The 22,809-nt window shown below is 75.1% G+C and carries 24 protein-coding genes; 10 read left to right on the plus strand and 14 right to left on the minus strand.

All coding sequences use genetic code 11. The annotated features are described in order from the left end of the window. Positions 1-40 precede the first annotated feature (40 nt). Positions 41-796 (minus strand): HAD family hydrolase, encoded by a 756-nt coding sequence (locus tag CLT72_RS22465; protein WP_101413466.1) that lies wholly within the window; start codon positions 794-796, stop codon positions 41-43. Between the two features lie 29 nt (positions 797-825). After that, the gene (locus CLT72_RS22470; RefSeq protein WP_101413467.1) at positions 826-1,368 is read right to left on the minus strand and encodes a DapH/DapD/GlmU-related protein; all 543 of its coding nucleotides are present in this window, start codon (positions 1,366-1,368) and stop codon (positions 826-828) included. A gap of 95 nt (positions 1,369-1,463) precedes the next feature. Between CLT72_RS22470 and CLT72_RS22475 the strand changes: the two genes are divergently transcribed. Both CLT72_RS22475 and CLT72_RS22480 read left to right on the plus strand, forming a co-directional pair. After that, complete coding sequence (locus CLT72_RS22475; protein WP_101413468.1) at positions 1,464-2,450, plus strand: L-threonylcarbamoyladenylate synthase; 987 nt, start codon at positions 1,464-1,466, stop codon at positions 2,448-2,450. A 159-nt stretch (positions 2,451-2,609) separates the two neighbouring features. After that, entirely contained in the window at positions 2,610-3,029 is a 420-nt protein-coding gene (locus CLT72_RS22480) for a CBS domain-containing protein (RefSeq protein WP_101413469.1), read from the plus strand. A 102-nt stretch (positions 3,030-3,131) separates the two neighbouring features. Here the strand turns inward: CLT72_RS22480 and CLT72_RS22485 are convergent, their stop codons facing one another. Continuing rightward, on the minus strand, positions 3,132-3,935 hold the full coding sequence (locus CLT72_RS22485) for an MBL fold metallo-hydrolase (RefSeq protein WP_101413470.1): 804 nt from the start codon (positions 3,933-3,935) through the stop codon (positions 3,132-3,134). 91 nt (positions 3,936-4,026) lie between these two features. Beyond that, the gene (locus CLT72_RS22490; RefSeq protein WP_101413471.1) at positions 4,027-8,457 is read right to left on the minus strand and encodes a cation-translocating P-type ATPase; all 4,431 of its coding nucleotides are present in this window, start codon (positions 8,455-8,457) and stop codon (positions 4,027-4,029) included. Positions 8,458-8,802: 345 nt separating this feature from the next. Between CLT72_RS22490 and CLT72_RS22495 the strand changes: the two genes are divergently transcribed. The 4 genes from CLT72_RS22495 to CLT72_RS22510 all read left to right on the plus strand — a co-directional run bounded on the left by CLT72_RS22495 (position 8,803) and on the right by CLT72_RS22510 (position 12,065). After that, positions 8,803-10,197: an MFS transporter gene (locus CLT72_RS22495; protein ID WP_101413472.1), complete on the plus strand. Its 1,395-nt coding sequence runs from the start codon at positions 8,803-8,805 to the stop codon at positions 10,195-10,197. Between the two features lie 69 nt (positions 10,198-10,266). Beyond that, positions 10,267-10,905, plus strand: coding sequence for a GAP family protein (locus CLT72_RS22500; protein WP_101413473.1), 639 nt, complete (start codon positions 10,267-10,269; stop codon positions 10,903-10,905). 142 nt (positions 10,906-11,047) lie between these two features. Beyond that, a complete protein-coding gene (locus CLT72_RS22505) occupies positions 11,048-11,833 on the plus strand; it encodes an SDR family oxidoreductase (RefSeq protein ID WP_101413474.1) in 786 nt (261 codons plus the stop codon). Between the two features lie 37 nt (positions 11,834-11,870). After that, positions 11,871-12,065 (plus strand): hypothetical protein, encoded by a 195-nt coding sequence (locus tag CLT72_RS22510; RefSeq protein ID WP_089002770.1) that lies wholly within the window; start codon positions 11,871-11,873, stop codon positions 12,063-12,065. 178 nt (positions 12,066-12,243) lie between these two features. Here the strand turns inward: CLT72_RS22510 and CLT72_RS22515 are convergent, their stop codons facing one another. Further along, complete coding sequence (locus CLT72_RS22515) at positions 12,244-12,444, minus strand: hypothetical protein (RefSeq protein WP_144082310.1); 201 nt, start codon at positions 12,442-12,444, stop codon at positions 12,244-12,246. A 152-nt stretch (positions 12,445-12,596) separates the two neighbouring features. On the opposite strand from CLT72_RS22515, the gene CLT72_RS22520 reads away from it, so the two are divergent. Next, positions 12,597-13,145: a YbaK/EbsC family protein gene (locus CLT72_RS22520; RefSeq protein ID WP_101413476.1), complete on the plus strand. Its 549-nt coding sequence runs from the start codon at positions 12,597-12,599 to the stop codon at positions 13,143-13,145. 96 nt (positions 13,146-13,241) lie between these two features. Here CLT72_RS22520 and CLT72_RS22525 read toward each other — a convergent pair whose 3' ends face one another. The 6 genes from CLT72_RS22525 to CLT72_RS22550 all read right to left on the minus strand — a co-directional run bounded on the left by CLT72_RS22525 (position 13,242) and on the right by CLT72_RS22550 (position 17,603). Further along, on the minus strand, positions 13,242-13,877 hold the full coding sequence (locus CLT72_RS22525; RefSeq protein WP_101413477.1) for a DsbA family oxidoreductase: 636 nt from the start codon (positions 13,875-13,877) through the stop codon (positions 13,242-13,244). Between the two features lie 20 nt (positions 13,878-13,897). After that, positions 13,898-14,326, minus strand: coding sequence for a SufE family protein (locus CLT72_RS22530; protein ID WP_101413478.1), 429 nt, complete (start codon positions 14,324-14,326; stop codon positions 13,898-13,900). A gap of 73 nt (positions 14,327-14,399) precedes the next feature. Next, the gene (locus tag CLT72_RS22535; protein ID WP_101413479.1) at positions 14,400-14,825 is read right to left on the minus strand and encodes a CBS domain-containing protein; all 426 of its coding nucleotides are present in this window, start codon (positions 14,823-14,825) and stop codon (positions 14,400-14,402) included. A gap of 55 nt (positions 14,826-14,880) precedes the next feature. Further along, a complete protein-coding gene (locus CLT72_RS22540; protein WP_101413480.1) occupies positions 14,881-16,650 on the minus strand; it encodes a proline--tRNA ligase in 1,770 nt (589 codons plus the stop codon). A gap of 90 nt (positions 16,651-16,740) precedes the next feature. After that, positions 16,741-17,235, minus strand: coding sequence for a roadblock/LC7 domain-containing protein (locus CLT72_RS22545; RefSeq protein WP_101413481.1), 495 nt, complete (start codon positions 17,233-17,235; stop codon positions 16,741-16,743). Further along, positions 17,232-17,603, minus strand: a complete 372-nt coding sequence (locus CLT72_RS22550) for a hypothetical protein (protein WP_089002762.1) — start codon at positions 17,601-17,603, stop codon at positions 17,232-17,234. The genes CLT72_RS22545 and CLT72_RS22550 overlap by 4 nt, the downstream gene beginning before the upstream one ends. Before the next feature lie 412 nt (positions 17,604-18,015). Between CLT72_RS22550 and CLT72_RS22555 the strand changes: the two genes are divergently transcribed. The 3 genes from CLT72_RS22555 (at position 18,016) to CLT72_RS22565 (ending at position 20,200) form a co-directional block, all read left to right on the plus strand. Next, on the plus strand, positions 18,016-18,783 hold the full coding sequence (locus tag CLT72_RS22555; RefSeq protein WP_101413482.1) for an SGNH/GDSL hydrolase family protein: 768 nt from the start codon (positions 18,016-18,018) through the stop codon (positions 18,781-18,783). A gap of 3 nt (positions 18,784-18,786) precedes the next feature. After that, entirely contained in the window at positions 18,787-19,233 is a 447-nt protein-coding gene (locus tag CLT72_RS22560) for an imidazolonepropionase-like domain-containing protein (RefSeq protein WP_101413483.1), read from the plus strand. 64 nt (positions 19,234-19,297) lie between these two features. After that, on the plus strand, positions 19,298-20,200 hold the full coding sequence (locus tag CLT72_RS22565) for a sulfurtransferase (RefSeq protein WP_101415325.1): 903 nt from the start codon (positions 19,298-19,300) through the stop codon (positions 20,198-20,200). A gap of 113 nt (positions 20,201-20,313) precedes the next feature. Here CLT72_RS22565 and CLT72_RS22570 read toward each other — a convergent pair whose 3' ends face one another. The 3 genes from CLT72_RS22570 to CLT72_RS22580 all read right to left on the minus strand — a co-directional run bounded on the left by CLT72_RS22570 (position 20,314) and on the right by CLT72_RS22580 (position 22,785). Next, positions 20,314-21,498: a hypothetical protein gene (locus CLT72_RS22570; RefSeq protein WP_101413484.1), complete on the minus strand. Its 1,185-nt coding sequence runs from the start codon at positions 21,496-21,498 to the stop codon at positions 20,314-20,316. Continuing rightward, on the minus strand, positions 21,495-22,040 hold the full coding sequence (locus CLT72_RS22575; protein ID WP_101413485.1) for a SigE family RNA polymerase sigma factor: 546 nt from the start codon (positions 22,038-22,040) through the stop codon (positions 21,495-21,497). The genes CLT72_RS22570 and CLT72_RS22575 overlap by 4 nt, the downstream gene beginning before the upstream one ends. Before the next feature lie 166 nt (positions 22,041-22,206). Then, a complete protein-coding gene (locus CLT72_RS22580; RefSeq protein ID WP_199184624.1) occupies positions 22,207-22,785 on the minus strand; it encodes a TetR/AcrR family transcriptional regulator in 579 nt (192 codons plus the stop codon). Positions 22,786-22,809 lie beyond the last annotated feature (24 nt).

The following is a 22,809-nucleotide window of genomic DNA, read 5'->3' on the forward strand; positions in this document are numbered from 1 at the left end:
CTGCGTCAGTCAGTCCGCGCGATCCTCCTCGCGGAGCGGGTCAGGCGTCGGTGTACTCACGTAGCAGCGCGAGGAGTCCGTGGCCGTCCTCGATCCGCGCGTCCGGTTCGACGCCCGCGAGCGCCGGTTCCCGGTCGGTGCGGGGCGAGCGCATGAGGATCGCCGCGCCCGTACCGGCGCGACGGGCGCACACGATGTCGCGGTGCACGCTGTCGCCGACGAACCAGCAGTCGCCGATCGGCACCGCGACGGCGCGGGACGCCAGCAGCGCCAGTTCCGGGTTCGGCTTCCGGGGGCCGGCCTCGTCGCTGTAGAACTCCGCCCTGAACAGCCCGGAGAGCCCCGCGGCGGCGAGGAAGTCCCGGTGGGCGGCCCCGCAGAGCGTGTTGCTGACGACCGCCATCGGCAGGCCGGCGTCGGCGGCGTGGCGCAGGGCCTCGCCGATGCCGGGACGCACCGCCCATGCCTCCCGCCAGGTCCAGGCGTACGCCAGCGGGGTCGCCTCCCGCTCGACGGCGTCGCGGGCCTCCGGCGGCCAGGACCGGGTCACGAAGTCGGCCCACACCTGGGCGTGCGGCAGCTCGACGGGATCGCCGGCCCTGCCCACGTCGTCGCGCCACAGGGTGTATGCCCGCGCGCCCTCGCCCAGGTCCCGGGCGATCTGCTCGTCGGGCACCGCGCCGTCGACGAGTTCGGCGAGGCGCCGTACGAGCCCCGGCGGGGCCGGCGGTTGGGGTGGCGCGTCGGCCAGGACGCCGCCGAAGTCCAGCAGGAGAGCCCGAGGGGTACGAAGCATGGCGCCATCCTCGCGTACCGCAACGGGTGTCACCACTGGCGATGCACCGTCGCCTTGCGGCCCGTCACCAGGCTGGCCGGCGGTACGTCCTCGGCCACGACCGAGCCGGCGGCGACCACGGCGTCGCGGCCGATGCTGACGCCGGGGAGGATCGTGGCACCGGCGCCGATCCACACGTTCTCGGCCACGTCGATGGGGGCGCCGCTGAGCCAGCCCCGCCGCTGCGCCGGATCGACCGGGTGGCCGACGGTGATGAAGGTGGCCTTCGGTCCGACCATCACTCCCGCACCGAGCCGGATGCCCGCGTAGTCCAGGAACGTGCAGTTCTGGTTGATGAAGACGCGCTCCGCGAGGTCCAGTCGGAGGCCGTGGTCGGTGTAGAAGGGTGGATAGATCGTGACTCTCCTCGGCAGCGGCCTGCCGAGGATCCGTTCGAAGAGCGCGGCCTTGCCCGCCTCGTCCTCGAAGGGCAGGACGTTCAGGCGGGACGTGAGTTCGGTGACCCGCAGGACCCGCTCGGCCATGGCCTGGAACTCGGCGCTGTGGATGCGCAGCAGACGGTCGTTGGACACGGCACGATCCTTCCTGGTCCGGTCACGCCCGGCGCGGGGCACGGACCGCACGGCCGCCCACGAGCCGCCCGCCCCGGCAGGTTAGCGTCGGAGGCGTGACCAACGGATCCCCACGCGTGCTCCCGGCCGACAGCGGCATCGCCGAGGCGGCCTCCGTCCTGCGTACCGGCGGGCTGGTGGCCTTTCCCACCGAGACCGTCTACGGGCTGGGCGCGAACGCGCTGGACGCCCGGGCGGCCGCCCGGATCTTCGAGGCGAAGGCGCGCCCCAGCTTCGATCCGCTGATCACCCACCTCGCCGACGCCGCCGAGCTGGAGAAGCTGGTGGGTGTGGTGCCGCCGGCGGTCGCGGCGTTGGCCGAGCGCTTCTGGCCCGGGCCGCTCACGTTGATCGTGGACCGGCCGGCGGCGATCCCGGCGATCGTCACGTCCGGGCTGCCGACGATGGCGGTCCGCGTGCCCGACAACGCGTACGCGCGGGCGCTGATCGCCGAGGCCGGGGTGCCGGTGGCGGCGCCGAGCGCGAACCGGTTCGGCCAGCTCAGCCCGACGCGGGCGGAGCACGTGGTGCGGGGGCTGGGCGCCGCCGTCGACGTGGTGCTCGACGGGGGGCCGACGCGGTGCGGCATCGAGTCGACGATCGTGGACGCCCGGGACGGGCGGCCGGTGGTGCTGCGCCTCGGCGCGTTGCCCGTGGAGGCGCTGGAGGAGGCCGTGGGACCGGTGACCGTACGCCCGGGCAGCTCCGGGCAGCCCGTCGCGCCCGGCACGCTGGCGGCGCACTACGCCCCGCGTACGCCGTTGCGGCTGGCGTCGGGCGGCGAGCCGCCGGCGGCCGACGGGATCCGGCGCGGCTTCCTGGCCTTCCGGGACCGGCCGGCGGGCGACTGGGCGGCGGTGGAGGTGCTCTCGGCCGCCGGTGACCTGACCGAGGCCGCCGCGCGGCTGTTCGACGCGCTGCACGAGCTGGACGCCGCCGGGGTCGGCGAGATCCTGGTCGAGCCGGTCCCCGAGGTGGGCGTCGGCCGCGCGGTCAACGACCGGCTGCGCCGCGCCGCCGCCACCTGGCACCCGGTGGCGTGAGGCGGTCGCGGGCCCGGCGTCAGGCGGCGCCGGCCCCCCACGCGTCGCGACGCCGTCCGACGTCGGCTGCCGGTGCCGGCGGTTCCTTCCGTGTGCATGGGCCGGGAGGACGGGGGTAGGAGAAACGGCAACGACCCCCTGGAAGTGAGGTGTCAGCCAATGCCGACCGCACGCGAGATCATGACGAACGACGTGACCTGCATCCGTGAGCAGGACGACCTCAGGACGGCCGCGAAGCAGATGGCCCAGTTGGGTGTCGGCTCGCTGCCGATCTGCGGGGACGACAACCGGCTCAAGGGCATGCTGACCGACCGCGACATCGTGGTGAAGGTCCTCGCGCAGGGCCGCGACCCGGGCCGGGTCACCGCCGGTGAGCTCGCCCAGGGCGAGGCGGTGACGATCGGCGCCGACGACGACGCGGCGGAGATCCTGCGGACCATGAGCGAGCACAAGGTACGCCGGCTGCCGGTGATCGACGGGCACGATCTCGTCGGCATCGTGGCCGTCGCCGACGTGGCCCGCTCCCTGCCCGAGCGCCCGGTGGGCGACCTCATCGAGGCCATCTCCGAGCGCGTCTGACCGCGCGTCACGACCGATCGCCGCCCTCCGGCCCCGGGCCGGGAGGCGGCGATCAGCGTACGCGGGCCCGCCCGCCCGGCGGGGAGCGGGCGGGTCGGCGGCTCAGTCGGGCGGGGTCAGCGGGACGGTCTCGCCGCGGGCGATGGTGCGGACGCTCCGGGCGAGGCCGCGTCGGCGTACCTCCGCCACGAAGTGGCCCAGCGGCGAGCGGAACACCGGATAGTCGTCGTAGTGGATCGGCACGGTGAGCTTCGGCCGGATCAGCTCGACGAGGTCGGTGCCCTGCCGCGCGTCCATGGTGAGCAGGAGCCCGGCGATCCGGGTGCCGCCGAGGTGGATCAGCATGGCGTCGATGTCCGGGTACCGCTCGGGGATCTCGGCCAGCATCGGCCGGTTGAGCGTGTCGCCGGTGACGTAGAGGCGGAACCGGCGGCTGCCGTCGCGCTCCAGGTCGATCATCGTGCCCATCACGTCGGGCAGCAGCAGGTCCAGCGCGCCGGGCCCGTGCCTGCCCGGCATCGAGATCAGGCGCAGCGTCTCGCCGTCGCGGCGCAGCTCCCGGGAGTTCCAGGTGGGCAGCCCTTCGGCGGCCCGGAAGCCCCAGCGGCGGAGCTTGCGTTCAGCGGCGGGGGTGGTGACGATCGGCAACTCCCGGTCGAGTTCCCGGCGGGCCACGCGGTCGAAGTGGTCGCCGTGCAGGTGGGAGAGGACGACGGCGTCCAGCGACGGCAGCTGCGCGATCCGCAGCGCCGGGTCGGTGCGCCGGCGCGACCAGAGCCCCTTGCCGAGGTACGCGCGCTGGCCCCGGTGCAGGAAGTTCGGGTCGGTGAGCAGGGTGAACCCGCCGATCCGCAGCACCGTGGTGGCGGTGCCGATGAACGTGACCTCGGGCTGCGGCGTCGACATGTGCACCTCCACCGGTAGCCCTACCCGTGATCGGTGGGCACATTCCGCCCGGGGCCACGGCGTGCTGGTCTCCCGCGGACGACTGGCGCGGTCACGCCGGTTCGCCGTCCGCGCCGGACCCGGATCCGGGTAGGCGCTCCACGAGGCGGGTGAGCGCGCCGTTCGCGAAGGTCGCGCCGAGCGCGGAGCCCGTCGCGATGGTCCAGCCGACCGGGCCGAGCGGCGTGCAGCCGAAGAAGTGGCTGACCCCGGGCGTCTGGACGACCACCACCAGCGCCCCGAGTGACGCGGCGGTGGAGGCCAGTACGGCCGGGCTGGTGCCGCCGGCCAGCACCGTCTGCCCGAGCTGGGTGCCGACCAGCGAGACCAGCGCGACGGTGCCCGCCCGCCGGCGTCGCCCCGTGTAGCGGGCCAGCGTCCACCCGGCGGTGGCGCCCAGCGTCGTGGCGGCGGCGCGCAGCCCGATCTCCCGGGTCATCGGCTCGCCCAGCGAGGTGTCGGGGCCCTCCCGGAGCAGGCCGTCGGCGTGGTCCGCCGCGGGTGGGCGGATCGCGATCGCCAGCGCCGGTGCCAGGTCGGTGAGCAGGTTGACCAGGAGCAGTTGCCGGCCGGTGAGGGCCGAGCGGCCCGTGGCGGCGGCGGTCAGCACGCTGAACGCGATTTCGCCGAGGTTCCCGCCGACCAGGATGCTGAGCGCGTGGCGTACCGAGGACCACATCGCCCGGCCCTCGACCAGGGTGGCGATGATGGTCTCCAGCCGGTCGTCGGTGACCACCAGGTCGGCCGCCGCCCGGGCCGCCGGGGTGCCCCGCTGACCGAGGGCGATGCCGACGTCGGCCAGCCGGATCGCCGCGGCGTCGTTCGCGCCGTCGCCGGTCATCGCCACCGTACGTCCGCAGCTCTGCAACGCCTGGATGATCCGGACCTTGTGCGCAGGCGTGCACCGGGCCACCACGTCCGTGGCGGCGAGCCGGGTGCCGAGGGCCTCGTCGTCGAGCTGGTCGAGTTCCGCCGCGGTGACGACCCGCTGCTCCTCGTGGTCGCTGATGGTGGCCGCGATCGCCTCGGCGGTCGCCGGATGGTCACCGGTGATCATGATCGTGTGCACGCCGGCCTGGCGGATGCGGCGCACGGCGGGCGCGGCGCTCTCGCGTACCCCGTCGGCGAGGGCCAGGAAGCCGACGAAGGTCAGGTCGCGCACCTGCCCGTCCGTGACGTCGGGCGAGGAGACCGGGCACTCGGCCACGGCGAGGATCCGGTGCCCCGCCCCCGCCCGGTCGGCGAGCATGGCGTGCAGCCCGGCGCGCCCCTCGTCGTCGAGCGGCTCGTCCTCGCCGCCGGGCGTACGCCGGGCGGAGCACCGGGGCAGCACCGACTCCGGGGCCCCCTTCACGCTGAGCAGCAGCCGGTCCCCGGCCCGGCCGACGGTGGCGTGGTAGCCCCGGGACGGCTCGAACGGCAGCCCGTCGACCGGCTCCCATCCCCCGGCGCCGGTCTGCTCGGTCACGTCCGCCGCCTGGGCGCCGGAGCGGACCGCGCGGTCGGTCTGCTGGGCCAGGTCGTGGGGTTCGTCGGCGCCGGGGGTGGCGCGCAGGGCCGCCGCGAGGGTGTCCCGCAGGGCGTCGTCGAGCCGGTCGACGGGTGCGTACCGGCCGTCGTCGCCGACCCCGGCGAGCAGCAGTTGGCCCTCGGTGAGGGTGCCGGTCTTGTCGAAGCAGAGCACGTCCACCCGTCCGAGCGCCTCGATGGTGCGTGGGTTGCGGACCAGCGCGCCGTGCTCCGCCAGCCGCCGCGCGGCGGCCAGCTGCGCGGCGCTGACCAGGAACGGCAGCCCCTCCGGCACGGACGCGACGGCCAGGTTCGCGGCGGTCGCGGCAGTCTGGGCCAGCGGTACGCCCCGCAGCAGCCCCGCGCCGGCCACCGCCACCGCCGAGCCGGCGGCCAGCGGGATCGCCGCGCGGGTCAACCGGCCCAGCCGCGCCTCCACGCCGCTCGACGGCGGGGCCTGCCGGGCCATCGCCAGGCTCCGTCCCGCCTCGGTGTCCGCGCCGGTCGCGACCACCACCGCCGTCCCGTTTCCGGCGGCGACGCTGGTGCCCTCGTAGAGCATCGAGCGTCGGTCGGCGACGGCGGCGGCGACCACCGGCTGGTCGGTCTTGGCGACCGGCAGCGACTCGCCGGTGAGCGAGGACTCGTCCATCTCCAGCCCCGCCGACTCCAGCACCCGGCAGTCGGCCGGTACGGCGTCGCCCGATTCGAGCAGGACGACGTCCCCGGGCACCAGTTCCTCGGCCGGCAGCGTCCGTTCCGTGCCGTCGCGGCGTACGCGGGCGGTGACCGCCGAGCGGGACAGCAGCTCGGTCAGCGACCGTTCGGTGTTGTGCTGGTGCACCGCCCCGAGCAGCGCCGACCCGCCGACCACGCCGCCGACCAGGGCGGCGTCGACGGGCGAGCCGAAGGTGGCCGAGAGCACCGCCCCGGCGGCCAGTACGGGGGTGAGCGGGTTGGCCAACTCGTCGACGAAGGCGCGCAGCAGCCCCGTGGGTCCGTCGGGTCGTACGCTCTCCTCGCTCCGGCGGCGCTCGGCCTCGGCGGTGGTGAGCCCGTCGGGACCGGTGTCGAGGTGGTCGAGCACGGTCGGGGACGGCATCAGGTGCCAGGCGGTGACGGTCGGGGTCGGGCCGTCCGTCCGGTCGGGCAGCCGGTGCGCCCGCAGTACGCCGTGCGCGAAGGCCAGCGCGGCCGCCCCGTTCACGGCCACGAGGGCGCGTCCGGGCAGCCGCTCGCGGGGGGCGGTGAGCGCGTTCAGCGCGCCGAGTCCGGTGCCGGCCATGGCCAGGCCGATGTTCTGCCGGGCCATCCGGCGGGCCACCCCCGCCGCCTCGATGAGCAGTGCCGCGACCCGCAGGTCGGTGCCGACCAGCAGGTGCGCCCCCCAGGGCGGCAGCTCCTCGGGGCCGCTGAGCCCCAGTCCGCAGTCGGCGGCGCCGAGCGCGGCGCGGTCGGCGGAGAGCACCATCACCATCGCCCCGTCGCGTTGCAGGTCACGCACCGACTCGGCCAGCCGGTCGCGGCCCGGCAGGTGGGCGTCGGCGAAGCCGTACCGCTGCTCGTCGTCGCCGGCCACGACCAGCCGCAGGCCGGCCTGGCGGGCGGCGGCCGGCAGGGCGTCGACGCCCGGTGCCGGCTCCGGTTCGACCCGCAGCACGGCGGCGAGGGTGCCGCCGTCGGCCAGGCCGAGCAGCAGTCCGCCCGCGTCGCGCAGCCGCCGGCTGTCGGTGGTGTCGCCCGGGTCCTCGACGTCCAGCGCGTCGAGCGGCCCGAGCCGCCAGCCGTCGGCGTGCCGTGGCTCCCGGGGCGCGGCGGGGTCGAAGAGGGCGAACGCGCGCGCCGCCACCCGCCCGGTGTCCGCCCCCGCGAGCGGCGCCAGGTCCGCCAGCGCTCCCCGGTCGGAGCCGAGCACGGCGGCGTCCAGCAGGACGGTGTCGATCCGGTCCAGTTCGCGCAGCACGCTGCGGTCCATCGCGATCACGCCGCGCCGGGCGAGGATCAGGCCGAGCCGCGCGGCGTAACCCTCGCGTCCGCTGCCCGGAGCCTTGGGCAGCGTGGAGAGGCCCAGCGCGGCGGCCCGCTTCCCACCCACGACCGGCGTCGCGGCGGCCGCCGCGACGGCGCCCGCGTCGAGCGTCCGGGACACGTACTTCTCGACGGGGCCGTCCGGCTTCGGCCGGGGGCGCTCGATCTTCGGCGCGGGGGCGGCGGCCCGCTCCGGATGCCCGGTCAGCCGAGGTTCGGCCTGTGCCCACGCGCGGAGCTGTGCGCGCGCCTCGCCCCACTGCACCACCCGGTGCGCGCCGTCGAGCACGAGCCCGGTCCAGCTGCCCGTGAGGCCCTGCACCACCGCCTCGGCGAGCGGGAACAGCAGGTCGGCTCGGGGGTCGGCGCGCAGCCCACGGTCCGCCAGCGCGTGCAGCCTCGGGTGCAGGTCGACCGCGCCGAGCAGCCCGGCCACCTCCCCGGGCACCGGCGTGAACGGCAGGATCCGGGTGGCGGCGGAGAGGGTCAGGCCCAGGGCGTCGGAGGCCAGTCCGCCGAGGGTGCGCGGTGTGCGGGGTCCCTCCTCGGGCGGGTGCGGCGGCGGGATCTCCGGGTCCGGCTCGTGGGGGCAGGTGCGTTCGGTGCGGGCGACGGTCGCGATGAGGTCGCGCAGGGCGGGCTCCGGCGTACCGACGGCGACGACCACCCGGCCGGACGGGGCGTTGACCCGGGCCCACTCGACGCCGGGCATCCGCTCCAGCGCCGCCTCGACCTGCCGCGCGAGGACGTCGCCGCCGTCCTGGCAGACCCCGAGCACCTCGATGTGGTGCCGGCCGGGGCGGGACCAGACCCGGCGTCGGCTCAGCCCCGCGACCCGCGCGAGCCGGGCGGCGACGGCGCCGACGTTCCGGGACGCCTCACCGACGACCGGCGGCACCGGGACCGCCGGAAGGAGCCGGCCGGCCGCGCGGCCCAGGGAGATCATCGAGGCGTACGACCGGACAGGCGCCGGTCAAGCCCCTCGCCACCGCTGCTCCCGCCGTACGCCATCACGCCTCCCACGCCTGCGCTCCGGCGGCCTGGCTTCCCGGTGGGTGGTCGGTTATGCCCCCGGGCGGCGGAGGTTTCTCCCGTGCGGCCGTCGTGTCCGAGGGTGTCCGTCGGCCTCGGAGGGCTGGAGAGAGGCGGGTCACCCTTGACCTCAACCCGGATTGAGGTCCCAGGCTGACCCCATGCTGATCGAACTGCTCCGCGCCGAGGCGGGTACGCCGTACCCGCGGGCCCGCCCCGGCCACCGACCGCTGTGCCTGCCGCGCCCGGCGGGCCGGAGGTGACCGACACGGTGGCCCCCGTCGCCCCGGACGTCGAGGAGGCGGGGCTCTTCGCACCCCGGCTGCGGGCGATGACGGTGGGCAGCGTGGCGCTGATCTCGCTGCTCGCGTTCGAGGCGCTGGCGGTGGGCACCGCCATGCCGTCCGTCGCCCGCAGCCTCGACGGGCTGGCCCTCTACGGGATCGCCTTCGGGGGACCGTTCGCCGCCGGGGTGCTCGCCATGGTCGCCTCCGGCATCTGGTGCGACTCCCGGGGCCCACGGGCCCCGATGTGGCACGGGCTCGGCTGGTTCGTGCTGGGGCTGGTGCTCGCCGGCAGCGCCACGAGCATGGGCGTCCTGGTGGCCGGCCGGATCGTGCAGGGCTTCGGCTCCGGGCTGCTCTCCGTGGCGCTGTACGTGATCGTCGGGCAGGCGTACCCGGAGGCGCTGCACCGGCGGATCTTCGCGGCGTTCGCCGCCGCGTGGGTCGTACCGTCCCTGGTCGGGCCGGCGCTGGCCGGCCTGATCGTGGAGCATCTCGGCTGGCGCTGGGTCTTCCTGGCGGTGCCGGCGGTGGCGGTGCCGGCGGTGCTGCTGATCCACCCCGGCCTGCGGGCGGTCGGCGCGACCACGGCGACCGGGCTGCCGTCCGGCGCGGCGGCCCGGATCGGCTGGGCCTGCGGGGCGGGGGTGAGCGCCGCGCTGTTGCACATCGGGGGGCAGCAGCGCGGCGCCACCGCCGTCGGGTTGGTGGTCCTGGCGCTGGCGGGGTTGCTGGTCTGCGCGCCCCGGCTGCTGCCGCTCGGATTCCTGCGCGCGGGCCGGGGCCTGCCGACGGTGGTCGGGCTGCGCGGCCTCGCCTCGGCGGCGTTCGTCGGCGCCGAGGTGGTGATCCCGCTGATGCTCTCCCGGGAGCGCGGGCTGTCGCCGACCGCCGCCGGCCTGGTCCTGACCACCGGCGCGCTCGCCTGGTCGGCCGGTTCCTGGTTGCAGGGTCGGATGCCCGCCCCGCGCTCCCGGGCCACCCTGCCGAGGGCGGGGCTGACGTGCATCGCTGCCGGTACGGCAGTGGTCACGCTCGCCGTCGCGCCGGGCGTGCCGGTCTGGGTGGGCGTGCTCGGCTGGGCCGGCGCCGGCCTCGGCATGGGGTTGCTCTACCCGTCGCTGTCGGTGCTGACGTTGGAGCTGTCCGCGCCCGGCGAGCAGGGGCGCAACAGTTCCTCGCTGCAACTGGGCGACTCGCTCTTCGCGGCGACCGTGCTGGCGCTCACCGGCGCGGTGCTCGCCGCCGGCGCGGCCCCGGGGCCGGCCAGCTACGCCGGCACGCTCGCGGTGACCTCCGGGCTGGCCCTGCTGGGCGTCGTACTCGCCGGTCGGGTGGTGCCCGGCGTGCCCGTGATCCGCGCCGGCTGACCGTCCCACCGCCGCGGATGTGCCGATTCGGGCCGGTGGCGACCGCCGGCCCGGGAGGATGGGCGGGCGATGAACTTCCTGACCATCCTTCCGATGGCCGTGGTGATGGTCGCCGGGACGCAGTTGGTCGCGGCGGTCTTCCTCGCCTCGGCGGACCGGCCGCGTGCCGCGTCGCTGGGTTACCTGGCGGGGGCGGGGCTGGTGGTGACGGGCGGGGTCACGGCGAGCTGGCTGGTCACCCGGGTCGTGAAGGTCGACGTGGGTGCCGGGCTCGGGCGGCGCGCGATCGAGAGCCGGATCGACGTGGTGGTGCTGGCGTTGCTGGTCGTCCTCGCGGTGGTCGTCTTCCTGCGTCGGCACACCGCCGGCCCGCCGAGGTGGATGGGCGGCCTCCAGCGGGCGAGCCCCGCGTACGCGCTGCGGCTCGGCGTGCTGCTCTTCCTGGCCATGCCGACGGACGACCTCACCATGCTCACCGTCGGGGCGAGCGCGGCCCGGCACGACCTGCCGTGGTGGCACCTGCTGCCGTTCGTCCTGCTCACCGTGGGGCTGCTGGCTCTGCCGCTGCTGGCGCTGCTGCTGCTCGGCCACCGGGCGGAGGTGGTGCTGCCCCGGATGCGCGACTGGGCCCAGCGGAACTCCTGGGTGGTCAGCGAGATCGTCATCGGGTTCTTCGTGCTGATGACGGCGGCCGACCTGCTCCGGTGAGCCGGCGCGCAGCGGTGGGCCGGCTTCTGCCGGGCCGGCGTGCGGCCGTGAGGCGCCGCACAGCCGGTCACACGCGCGGGTCGGGTGCCGTCTGCCCACTGTCGCGCGGCGGGCGTGCGGCGGTCGGAGAGGGAGGGAAATCATGCGGGTGCTGGTCACCGGGGCGGGCGGTCGGCTCGGGCGGGTGGTGCTGCCCCGGCTGCGCGTCGAGGGCTGGGAGGTCCGGGCGACGAGCCGGCGGGCGCGTACCGACCCGTCGGCGCGGTGGGTGGTGGTCGACCTGGCCACCGGGGAGGGGCTGGTCGAGGCGGTGGCCGGCGTGGACGCCGTCCTGCACCTGGCCTCGTCGCCCAACCGGGGGCGGCAGACCCACCGGGTCGACGTGCTCGGCACCCGCCGGCTGGTCGTCGCGGCCGGGCAGGCGGGCGTACGGCACCTGGTCTACGTCTCGATCGTGGGGGTGGACCGGGTGCCGATCCCCTACTACCGGCACAAGCTCGCCGCCGAGCAGATCGTGGCCGCCGGGCCGGTGCCGTGGACCGTGCTGCGGGCGACCCAGTTCCCGGAGTTCCTCGACGAGATGCTGCGCGGGGCGAGCCGCCTCGGCCCGGTGGTCGGCGACCCGGCCGTACTCGCCCAGCCGGTGGATCCCGGCGAGGTCGCGGACCGCCTCGTCCGGCGGCTCACCGCCGGCCCGCTGCGCGGCATCGAGGAGTACGGCGGCCCGGAGGTGCTCCGCTTCGACGAGGCGGCCCGCGCGTGGACGGCCGCCCGGCGGTCCCGCCGCCCGCTGCTGCCGGTGCGGATACCCGGCGGGCTGGGCCGCGCCCTGCGCTCGGGCGGCCTGGTCACCGAGGCGACCCCGACAGGCACCCGGACCTGGGCCGACCATCTCGCCGACACGTACGAGGGAACCGACGCAAGATGAACGGCTCCCGCGTTCACGTCCGGCCTACCGTGACGCCATGTTCGCCATGGTCGCCACCGTCATCCTGTACGTCGCCGGTTTCGTCTTCCTCTACGGCGTGATCCGGCTCGCCATCCGCCACGCCCTGGAGGAGATGGAGGTGCGCCGGGTCCAGGCCGAGCGGGCCGAGGAACTGGCCGCCGTACGCGACCGCGCCCTGCTGCGCGACAACGGCTTCCTCACGGGCAACTGACCGGCTCCACCCGGCGGCGGCCCGCGTCTGGCCCGGCCCGCACTGCTTCTGGCCCGGCCGCTGCCTCGCCCGTACTGCGGCTGGTCCGCTCTGGCCGCGGCTGGCCCGTTCCAACTGGCCGGTGCCTCGCCCGGCCGGCCCGTCCCGGTGGTCCGGGACGGGCCGGTGCGCCGGGCGGCTAGAAATCGGCGGCCACGGCGAGGTTGAACTTGTCGATTGCGGCCTTCTTCTCCGGCGGGAGCGCCTCGACGTCGATCCGGTCGGTCTCGCCCCTCCCGTCGTGGGTGTCCACACCCTTCAGGAGGTGGTCGACGATGGAGTTCGCCTCGTCGGTGGTGAAGCCGGCGTCGGTCAGGATGTGCAGCGGAAGATCACTCATGTCGGCGCCGGTACCCGGCATCGCCTGCCCCCACACGCCGCCGGAACCCGTCTCCGGATCGATAGGGGTGACCCCCTGCCGCCGACGTTTCCACCCGCCGACGGTGTGTGCTGGCGGCCCGGGCGTGGCCGGGTGCGAGGATTGCAGGCGTGATGGGGACGCTCAAGACCGAACCTGCCCGCGGCCGGCCCGACCTGCTGGCGCCGCCGGTCGCCGCCGCCGTCGGGCAGTGGCCCGCCGAGGCGCCGGTGGACGTGGACGACGTGCTGGTGGCGCCGATCGACGCGGAGTTGGCCGACACCGCCGCCTTCTGCGCCGCGTACGAGGTGAGGCTGGACGAGTCGGCCAACTGTGTCGTGGTGGCAGGCAAGCGTGAGGGGGTCGTGCGCTACGCGGCCTGCGTCGTGCTCGCCACCACCCGCGTCGACGTCAACGGCGTGGCCCGGCGCACGCTCGACGTGCGGAAGGCGAGCTTCGCGCCGATGGCCGAGGCGGTGGAGCTGACCGGAATGGAGTACGGCGGCATCACCCCGATCGGGCTGCCGGAGCAGTGGCCGATCCTCGTCGACGCGCGCGTCGTCGCCACCCCGCACGTGATCATCGGGTCGGGCGTACGGCACAGCAAGATCACGCTGCCCGGGCCGGCGCTCGGTGCACTGCCCGGCGCGCGCGTGATGGAGGGCCTGGCCAAGCCGGTCTGACCGTTCATCGACGTCGATACCGTTGCACGTGAAACATTGCGCGCGTCGATGTCCGGTGGTCGGCGGTGGGCCCCGCCGTCGTCGCCCGGGGCCGGCTCAGCCTGCCTCGGCCTCGCGGCGGCCCACCTCGGCCAGGGCGGCGAGCAGCGTCTCCGGCTCCTGGGCGCCGGTGACCGCGTACCGGCCGGCCAGCACGAAGGTGGGCACGCTGGTCACCCCGATCTGCCGGGCGGTGGTCAGCTCGTCGGAGAGTTCCGCCACCCGCTCGTCGGAGTCGAGGAAGCGGCGGGCCTCGGTGGCGTCCAGGCCCACCCCGGCGGCGAGCCCGGCGAGCGCGTCCCGCGAGCCCACGTCGACGCCGTCGGTGAAGTGGGCGCGGTAGAGCGCGTCGACCATCTCGGCGGCACGCCCCCGCTCGGTGGCCCAGGCGACCAGGCGGTGCGCGTCGAAGGTGTTCGCGGCGACCGCGCGGTCGAAGTCGAGCCTCAGGCCCACCTGGGCCGCCACCTCCGTCACCTGACCGAACATCTGCCGGACCCGGTCCGGCCCGCCGAACTTCGCGGCCATCGCCTCCACAAGGGGACGCGGCTGCGCCACCGGCGACGGATCGAGCTGGAACGGCCGGTAGCGGACGGTCACCTCGCCGTCGTACGACTCCAGGGCCTGCTCCAGCCGCCGCTTGCCGATGTAGCACCAGGGGCACACGACGTCGGCGTAGATCTCGATCTCCATGTGGGGTGACAACCCTCCGTCTAGCTGGTCTGTTCCCGGACCTGCCGCTTGAGCCGGGCCAGGATGGCCGTGCCCCCGCGCACCCGCAGCGGGCTGATCGCCTGGGCCAGCCCCATCCGCTGGTAGAGGTCGTCGGGCACGGCGAGCACCTCGTCCGCGCTCGCCCCGGCCAGCCCCTCGGCGAGGATGCCGGCGAACGCGCGCGTGGTGGGCGCCTCCGGCGGGCAGTCGAAGAGGGTCTCCACCGTCTTCTCCGGCGTCACCCGGGCCCGCAGGAAGAACGCCGTCTGGCACTCCGGCACCTGCTCCATGCCCTCCCGGTCGGCGGCGCCGGCGGGCAGCGGCGGGACGACGTCGGCGTACTCCAGCAGCATCTCCAGCACCACGTCGCGGGGTGCGGCGGCGAACTCGTCGACGATCTCGGAAAGCCTGGCCGGCATGGATGACATGCCCCGAGGCTACCGCCGCCGGGAAGGGACCCCTCCGCTGCCGGGAACCTGGGGAAGGGCCCTTCCGTGCACCTCAGACGGTGGGCGCCTGCTCGCTGATGTCGCTCAGCGCCGAGTGGGGGTCGAGCTGCATCGCGAGGTCGCCGAGGGAGACGATGCCGACCAGCTTGCGCTCGCTGTCGCAGACCAGCACCCGCCGGATGCCCCGCTCCCGCATCAGGGCCGCCGCCTCGGCCGCGGTCGAGTGCTGCTCGATCATCACCACCTCGCGGGTGATGATCGAGCCGATCGTGGTGATGGCCGGGTCGCTGCGCTCGGCCACCGCCCGTACGACGATGTCCCGGTCGGTGAGCATGCCCGCGAGGGTGGCGCCGTCGGTGACCACCACGTCGCCGATGTCCGCCTCCTTCATCACCCGGGCCGCCTCGTCCAGGTTGGTCTCGGCGGGCAGGTAGATGACCTGCTTCGTCATCACGTCGCTGACCCGGTAACCGGTCATGAGAGCCTCCAGAACACTTGCGCCGATCGGACTGCGGTACCCCGTGACACGTTCGCTACACCACGCTCCCGCGCTCCCGGTGTACCCGTTCGACGAGTTGGTCAGCCACCTCGTCGACCGGTAGTTCGTCGCGCTCGCCGGACGCCCGGTCGCGCAGCTCCACGTACCCCTCGGCGAGACGGCGGCCGACCACGACGGCGCGCGGGATGCCGATCAGCTCGGCGTCGGTGAACTTCACCCCGGCGGAGACGTGCGTTCGGTCGTCGACGAGCACCCGCAGGCCGGCGGCGGCGAGCCGCCGGGCGAGCTTCAGCGCCACCTCCAACTGCGGCCCCTTCCCGGCGGCCACCAGGTGTACGTCGCACGGCGCGACCGCCTCCGGCCAGACCAGCCCCCGCTCGTCGTGGTGCTGCTCGGCGATCGCGGCGACCGCGCGGGACACCCCGATCCCGTAGCAGCCCATGGTCGGCCGGACGGGCTTGCCGGCGGGGCCGAGCACGTCCACTGCGAAGGCGTCGGTGTAGCGGCGGCCGAGCTGGAAGATGTGCCCGATCTCGATGCCGCGCCGCATGGTCAGCTCGCCGTTGCCGCACGCCGGGCAGGAATCGCCGGGCCGCACCTCGGCCGCCTCGATCGTGCCGTCCGGGACGAAGTCCCGGCCGCAGACCAGCCCCGTCGCGTGCCGGCCCGGCTCGTTCGCGCCGGTCAGCCACGCGCTGCCCGGCACCACCCGGGGATCGACCAGGTAGCGGATGCCGAGCTTCGCCATGACCTGCGGTCCGATATAGCCGCGGATCAACTCCGGGTGGTCGTCCCAGCCGTCGAAGACGTCCACCGCGGCCGGGACGACGGCCGCGCCGAGCCGCTTCAGGTCGACCTCGCGGTCGCCGGGCAGCCCGACCACCAGCAACTCGGTCTCCTCCGCGCCGGGGCGGCGCAGGGCGAGCACCACGTTCTTGAGGGTGTCGGCGGCGGTCCAGTCGTCCCGCCCGCCCAGGCGCCGGGCGTTGGCCAGCGCGACCAGGCTGGTGATGGTCGGGGTCTCGGGGGTGTCGTGCACCTCGGCCGCCGGCTGGGCGTCCGGGTCGCCGGCCGGCGGGGCGGGCGTGGTCACCGCCTCGGTGTTGGCCGCGTAGTCGCAGGCGGTGCAGCCGACGAAGGTGTCCTCGCCGACGGGCGTGGCCGCCAGGAACTCCTCCGACGCCGAACCGCCCATCGCCCCGGACGTCGCGCGCACGATCGTGTGCTCCAGCCCGAGCCGGTCGAAGATCCGCCGGTACGCGCCCCGGTGCCGCTCGTACGCCGCCGCGAGGCCCGCCTCGTCGAGGTCGAACGAGTAGGCGTCCTTCATCAGGAACTCGCGCCCGCGCAGCAGGCCGGCCCGGGGCCGGGCCTCGTCGCGGAACTTCGTCTGGATCTGGAAGAGCGTCACCGGGAAGTCCCGGTACGAGCTGAACAGGTCCTTGACCAGCAGCGCGGCCAGTTCCTCGTGGGTGGGCGCGAGCAGGTGCTCCGCGCCGCGCCGGTCGGCGAGGGTGAAGATGTCGTCGCCGTACTCCGTCCACCGGCCGCTGGTCCGGTAGGGCTCGGCCGGCAGCAGCGCCGGGAAGTGCACCTCCTGGTCGCCGATCGCCGTCATCTCCTGCCGGACCACCTCGGTGACCCGGTCCAGCACCAGCTTGCCCAGCGGCAGCCAGGTGTAGCCGCCCGGTGCGGCGCGACGGACGTAGCCGGCTCGCAGCAGGAGCCGGTGGCTCGGCACCTCCGCGTCGGCCGGGTCCTCGCGCAGGGTCCGGAGCAGCAGGGTCGACATGCGTAGCAGCATTGGCGCAGCGTACGGCGGCCGGCGGCAGGGCGACGATCCATTTCGGGTGGAGCGGTCAGCCCTGCCCACCCGGGGGAGCAGGGCCGACCCTCAGGAACCGTGGACGGCCTGCTCCAGCAGTGCTTCGAGGCGCCTCGCCACCGGCGGGGCGTGCAGGTGCAGCCGGGCCACGTTGATGCTGTCCTCGCCGACCACCGCGAGCAGCGCCTGCGAGCTGACCGCGTAGACGCTCAGGTAGCCGCTGGCGTTGCGGACGGTGGACTGCTGGAAGTCCCCCTGCCCCAGCCGGAGCCCGACCTGCCGGCCCAGCCCGTACGTGGTGGCGGCGAGCGCCGCCAGGTCGCTCGGGTCGACGTCGGTCTGCAGGTTGTGGGTGATGAGCAGGCCGTCCACGCCGCCGAGGACGCAGCCGTGCACCCCCGGGATCTGTAGCCGCAGCTCCGACAGTTCGTGCCCGATCGCCGGGTACGGCAGCGACGTGCTCCCGGCGAGCGACGGGGGCAACGGTCGAGGCGGCGGGAGGGTTCCCGTGCCGCGTGCGGTGCGGCGGGGCAGGGGGGTCTCGGTGTCGTCGATCCCGCTCACAGCTCCAGGCTCTCCTCGATGCTGCGCAGCTGGTGGCGTGCCATCGCCAGGTTGGCGCGGCTCTTGCTCACCATCAGGTAGAGGAAGAGTCCCTTGCCGGTGCGGCTGGTCACCGGGCGGATCAGGTGGTACTGCGTGCCGAGGGTGATGAGGATGTCCTCGATCTCGTCGTTCAGGTTGAGCATCTCGATGGTGCGCAGCTTGGCGCGGACGACATCGGTGTTGCCGGCGGCGGCGACGGTCAGGTCGATCTCCCCGGTTCCGCCTGCCACGCCGAGGGTCATGCCGCTGTTGTAGTCGACGAGTGCGGCGCCGATCGCGCCGTCGATGCTCATCGCGGTCTTCAGTGCCATGTCGAGGTTCGGCACGGTGTTTCTCCCAGGACGTACGGGCGGCGTCGCCGTCTGCGGTGCAGAGGGTGACCCGGCGGTGACAAGTGGTGTGACCTTGGTGAAAGGGCTTGGACGAGGCTCGCACACCGGGGACCGCGGCGCACCTGCTGGCGTCCCCATCCACCTGACCGGACGGTGCCGGCCGGCCGGCAGTTCCCGCAAATGGAACGCTCCGACGGATGGCCGACAGCGCCATCGAACTCCTTGATCCCGAGCGGAGCGAAGATCAGGCCCCGCCGTCCACGATGACCTCCGCCACGTTTGTCCGTCGGTGCCCCCCGGCACCGGCCCTCCTGGTGAAGACTGTCCCGCGTCGGGAAGGGCCCCTTCCTCCACCGGAAGCGATGACGAGGCGCCCTTCCCCGCCGCACGTCGGAGGGATGATCAGGTGCGCTGGCGCAGTTACGTGGCGGTCGGGGACAGCTTCACCGAGGGCATGGACGACGCGTATCCGGACGGCAGCTACCGGGGCTGGGCGGACCTGGTGGCCACCCGGCTGGCCGCCGAGACCGGCCCCGACTTCCGCTACGCGAACCTGGCCATCCGGGGCCGGCTCTTCCCCGGCGTGGTGGCCGAGCAGGTGCCGGCGGCGCTCGCCATGAAGCCCGACCTGATCAGCTTCGCCGCCGGCGGCAACGACGTGCTGCGCCGCACCTTCGACCCGGACGCCCTGGTGACCCGCTTCGACGACGTGGTGCGCAGGCTGCGCTCCGGCGGCGCCGACGTGGTCCTCTTCCGGTTCGCCGACGTGATGGCCCGGCTGCCCGGTCAGCGGCTCGTCGCGCCCCGGGTGCAGCTGCTGAACCGGGCCGTCGGCGAGACCGCCGAGCGCCACGGCGCGATCCTGGTCGACCTGTACGCCGACGACGCGTACCTGAACCCGATGCTCTGGAGCACCGACCGGCTGCACCTGTCGGAGGCCGGGCACCGCCGGGTCGCCGCGCAGGTGCTCAACGCGCTGGGCGTCGGCTGCGACGAGGAGTGGCTGATGGTGCCGCCGCACCCGGCGCCCACGCCCTGGCTGGCCGCCCGCGCCGCCGACCTGCGCTGGGCGGGGCGGCACCTGGCGCCGTGGATCAAGCGCCGCCTCACCGGCCGCTCCTCCGGCGACACGGTCACCGCCAAACGCCCGTCGCTCGACCCGATCGCCGACTGAGCCGTGCTCACCCTGCACGCCGCGCCGCTGCTGCGGACCGCGCCCGACGCCGCACCCGTCGCCGGGGCCGCCGTCGTGGTCCGGTCCGACCGGATCGTCGCGGTCGGGCCGCTGGCCGAGCTGACCGAGGCGTACGCCGGAGCCCGGATCCGCCGCTGGCCGGGCACGCTCGGGCCGGGGCTGCTGCACGACGGGCCGCTGCCGGCCGCCGACACCCCCCGCGAGCGGGTGCACGCGCTGCTGCGCCTCGGGGTGACCGCCGTGCTGGCCGGTCACCTGACCGATCCGGCGCTGCGGGCCGCCGTGGAGCGCAGCGACCTGCTGGTGCTGGCCGCCGCCGCACCGCCGGCGCTGGCGCCCGGCGGGCGCGCCGACCTGGCGGTTCTCGACGCCGACGGTGCCTGCCTGGTGACCGTGGTCGCCGGCCGGATCGCCCATCGCCGCGCCTGACCGGAAGGCGACGCCGCTTGCTGATGACCGGCCGTGGACCGGGATGCGGCGTACCTTGGGGATCATGTCTGTGCCGAGCGATCCCGATCCCCGACTCCAGTCGTACGCGGACCCGCAGCGGTTGGTCACCACCGAATGGTTGGCCGAGCACCTGGGCGACGAGGGCCTCGTCGTCGTCGAGTGCGACGAGGACGTGCTGCTCTACGACACCGGCCACATCCCGGGCGCCGTGAAGGTGGACTGGCACACCGAACTCAACGACCAGGTGACCCGCGACTACCTCGACGCGAAGAGCTTCGCCGAGCTGTGCGCCGCCAAGGGCATCGGCCGGGGCGACACGGTCGTCTTCTACGGCGACAACTTCAACTGGTGGGCCGCGTACGCCCTGTGGGTGTTCACCCTTTTCGGCCACCCGGACGTGCGGCTGCTCGACGGCGGCCGGCAGAAGTGGGTCGCCGAGGGGCGCGACCTGACCCGGGACAAGCCGGCCCGGCCGCACGCCGACTACCCGGTGCCGCAGCGCGACGACGCGCCCGTGCGGGCGTACCGCGAGCAGGTGATGGCGCACGTGGCGGCGGGCCGCCCGCTGGTCGACGTCCGGTCGCCGGGCGAGTACACCGGCGAGATGCTGCACATGCCGGACTACCCGCAGGAGGGCGCGCTGCGCGGCGGGCACATCCCGGGGGCGGTCAGCAAGCCGTGGAAGTCCGCCGCCAACGACGACGGCACGTTCAAGTCGGCGGACGAGTTGCGCGCGATCTACGCCGACCAGCTCGGGCTCAGCCCGGACGACGACATCGTGGCGTACTGCCGCATCGGCGAGCGGTCGAGCCACACCTGGTTCGTGCTGCGGCACCTGCTGGGCTACCCGCAGGTGCGCAACTACGACGGCTCGTGGACCGAGTGGGGCAACCTGGTCCGGGCCCCCGTCGTGAAGGGCGACCAGCCGGGCGGCCTGGCGGGCTGACGCGCCGGCCGGTCCCCGCGCGGCCCGTCGAGGTCGCGCGGGGACCGGCCCCGCTGTCGTACGACGGCGGGACGGGCGTCGACCTCCTCGCCCGGCGCGTTCCGGCCGCCCGCTCAACCGGCGGCCAGCGACACCGCCCCGAACAGGTTGCGCGTCACGCCCGTCACCTCGCCGGTCTCCGGCTGCCAGCGCAGCAGCCCGCCCGGGCTGTGGCGCAGCAGCACCGCGCCGTCGGAGTCCCAGCCGAGCACCTCGCAGCAGCCCTTCCACCGGTCCCGGCCCAGGTCGAGCAGGTGGGTCACCACGCGCGTCCGGGCGTTCAGCACCGCGACGCCCTCCAGCCCGCCCATGGTGCCGGTGGTGATCCAGCCGGCGCGGGCCACCCGGTCGCCGCGCTGCCAGCCCCGCCCGTAGAACTCGTCGACCCGGTGACCGGGGGGTAGCGCGCGGAAGTCGACCGCGCCGTAGCTGCGGTGCGTCTCGTCGTCGGTCCACTGGACGACCGCCGTCAGGTTCGGCGGCGTGCCGCCCAGTTCGAGCGGGACGTTCGGCGGGGCCGCCGGGTCGGGCGCGACCGCGTCCCAGGGCGACACCGGCAGCTTCCGGGCAACGCCCGTGGCCCGGTCCAGCTCGTACGTGGTGTCGTCGTCGCCGACGAGGAGCCGGTCGCCGGCCCAGAGCACCTGCTCCAGGTAGCCCTTCAGCGGGTGACGGCGTACGGCGGCGGTGGTCAGGTCGACCACGATCACCTCGTCGGTCTGGGCGAAGGCGGCGGTCCGCCCGTCCGGGGAGAGGCTGCCGCTCTTCAACGGCACCGCCTCGTTGCCCTCGGCGTCGCGGGTCGGGGCGGGGGTGACCACGTCGAGGTCGCGTACGACGCCGTCGTCGCCGAGGACCCGGATCCGGCCGGCGACGCCGGTTCCCGGATCGACGGGCTGGTGCAGCGCCAGTGCCCGGCGTACGGGCCGGTCGGAGAGCGCCGCGCCGACCGGGTCGCCGAGGCGGCCCAGCGGGTGCCCGGGATAGGCCAGTTCGGCCGGGGGCGTCCGTACGGGCACGGGGTGCGGGGTCCGGCTCACCTGCGGTGTCACGGTGGCGGCCGGTGGTGGCCGGTCGGCGGGGCGTAGGGCCAGTGCCGTACCGCCGGCGAGCAGGGCGACGGCGAGCGCGGTGGTGCCGGCGGCGCGGCGGGCGCGGCGCACCCGGCGGGCCCGTTCCCAGCCGGTCGCCGCCGGGCGCGTCGGCCGGACGTCCTCGGTGGCGACGGTGAGCAGCCAATGCAGATCCTCTTCCCTCACGGGTTCACCTCCATTCCGGTGGCCAGGCCGCCGCCGGGCAGTCCCTCGTCGTGACGAAGCTCCGGTGCGACCTCACGGAGCCGGCGCAGTGCCGCGTGGCACTGGCTCTTCACGGTGCCGACGGTGACGCCGAGCGCCTCGGCGGTGGCGGCCTCGGTGAGGTCTTCGAAGTAGCGCAGCACCAGCACGGCCCGCTGCCGGGGCGGTAGTTGGCCGAGGGCGTCGCGCAGCGCGAGCCGCAGCGCCCCGTCGCCTTCGGTCGTCGCCCGCTCCGGCGGGTACGCGGCCAGCCACTCGCGGCGGCGCCGGCGCCACCAGGAGACGGCGTCGCGGTAGAGGATGGCCCGCACGTACGCGGCCGGGTCGCCGTGCCGCACGACCGGCCAGCGCAGGGCCAGCTTGAGCAGGGCCTCCTGGAGCAGGTCCTCGGCCTGGTGCCGGTTGCCGCAGACCAGGTAGGCCGCGCGCAGCAGCCGGTGCTGGTGGCACTCGACGAACGTGACGTAGCCGTCCCGCCCGTCGTCGGTCGTCGGCGGTCCCATCCGCCCTCCCTCCGGCCGGCCGTCTCGCGTTCCGCGTCACCAGGCAGACGCACCGGGAGCCGGAAAGGTTGGGTGGTCGTTCGTCGGCGCGACGACGCGGGACCGGCGACCACGCGCCGGGTGCGCGGATCCCGCGCGGATGGGCCGCACGGCTGTTGCGGCCCGGTCAGGCGTCCGGTGCGCCGCGCAGGTAGCGCTGGACGGTCGGCGCGATCCAGGCGACCAGCTCGGCCGGGTCGGCGTCGACCACCGGGGGCAGCCGGAGCACGTACCGGGTCAACGCCAGGCCGAGCATCTGGCTGGCGACCAGCCCCGCCCGCCGGGGGGCCTGCGCCGGTTCCGGCACGACCCGGGCCACCGCCGTGGTGAGCTGGTCGGCGAAGATGCCCCGCATCCGCTCGGCCGCCGCCGGGTTGGTGGCGGCCGTACGCAGCAGCGCGGCCATCGTCCCGTCGGTCTCCCACCGGTCGACGAAGTGCCGGACCAGCAGCTCGCCGAGCCGTTCGGGTGGTACGTCGGCCAGCTCGGGCAGCCGCAGGTCGAACTCGGCCGCCGCCGCGAAGAGCCCCTCCTTGCTGCCGTAGTAGCGCATCACCATCGACGGGTCGATCCGCGCGTCCGCCGCGATGGCCCGGATGGTCGCCCGGTCGTAGCCGTCGGCGGCGAAGCGTTCGCGGGCGGCGCGGAGGATCGCCGCCCGGGTGGCGTCGGAGCGGCGGGTACGGGTCGGCGGGGCGTCGGTCATGCCCACGACCGTATGCCAACGCCT

This window comes from Micromonospora sp. CNZ309 (genome assembly GCF_002846525.1).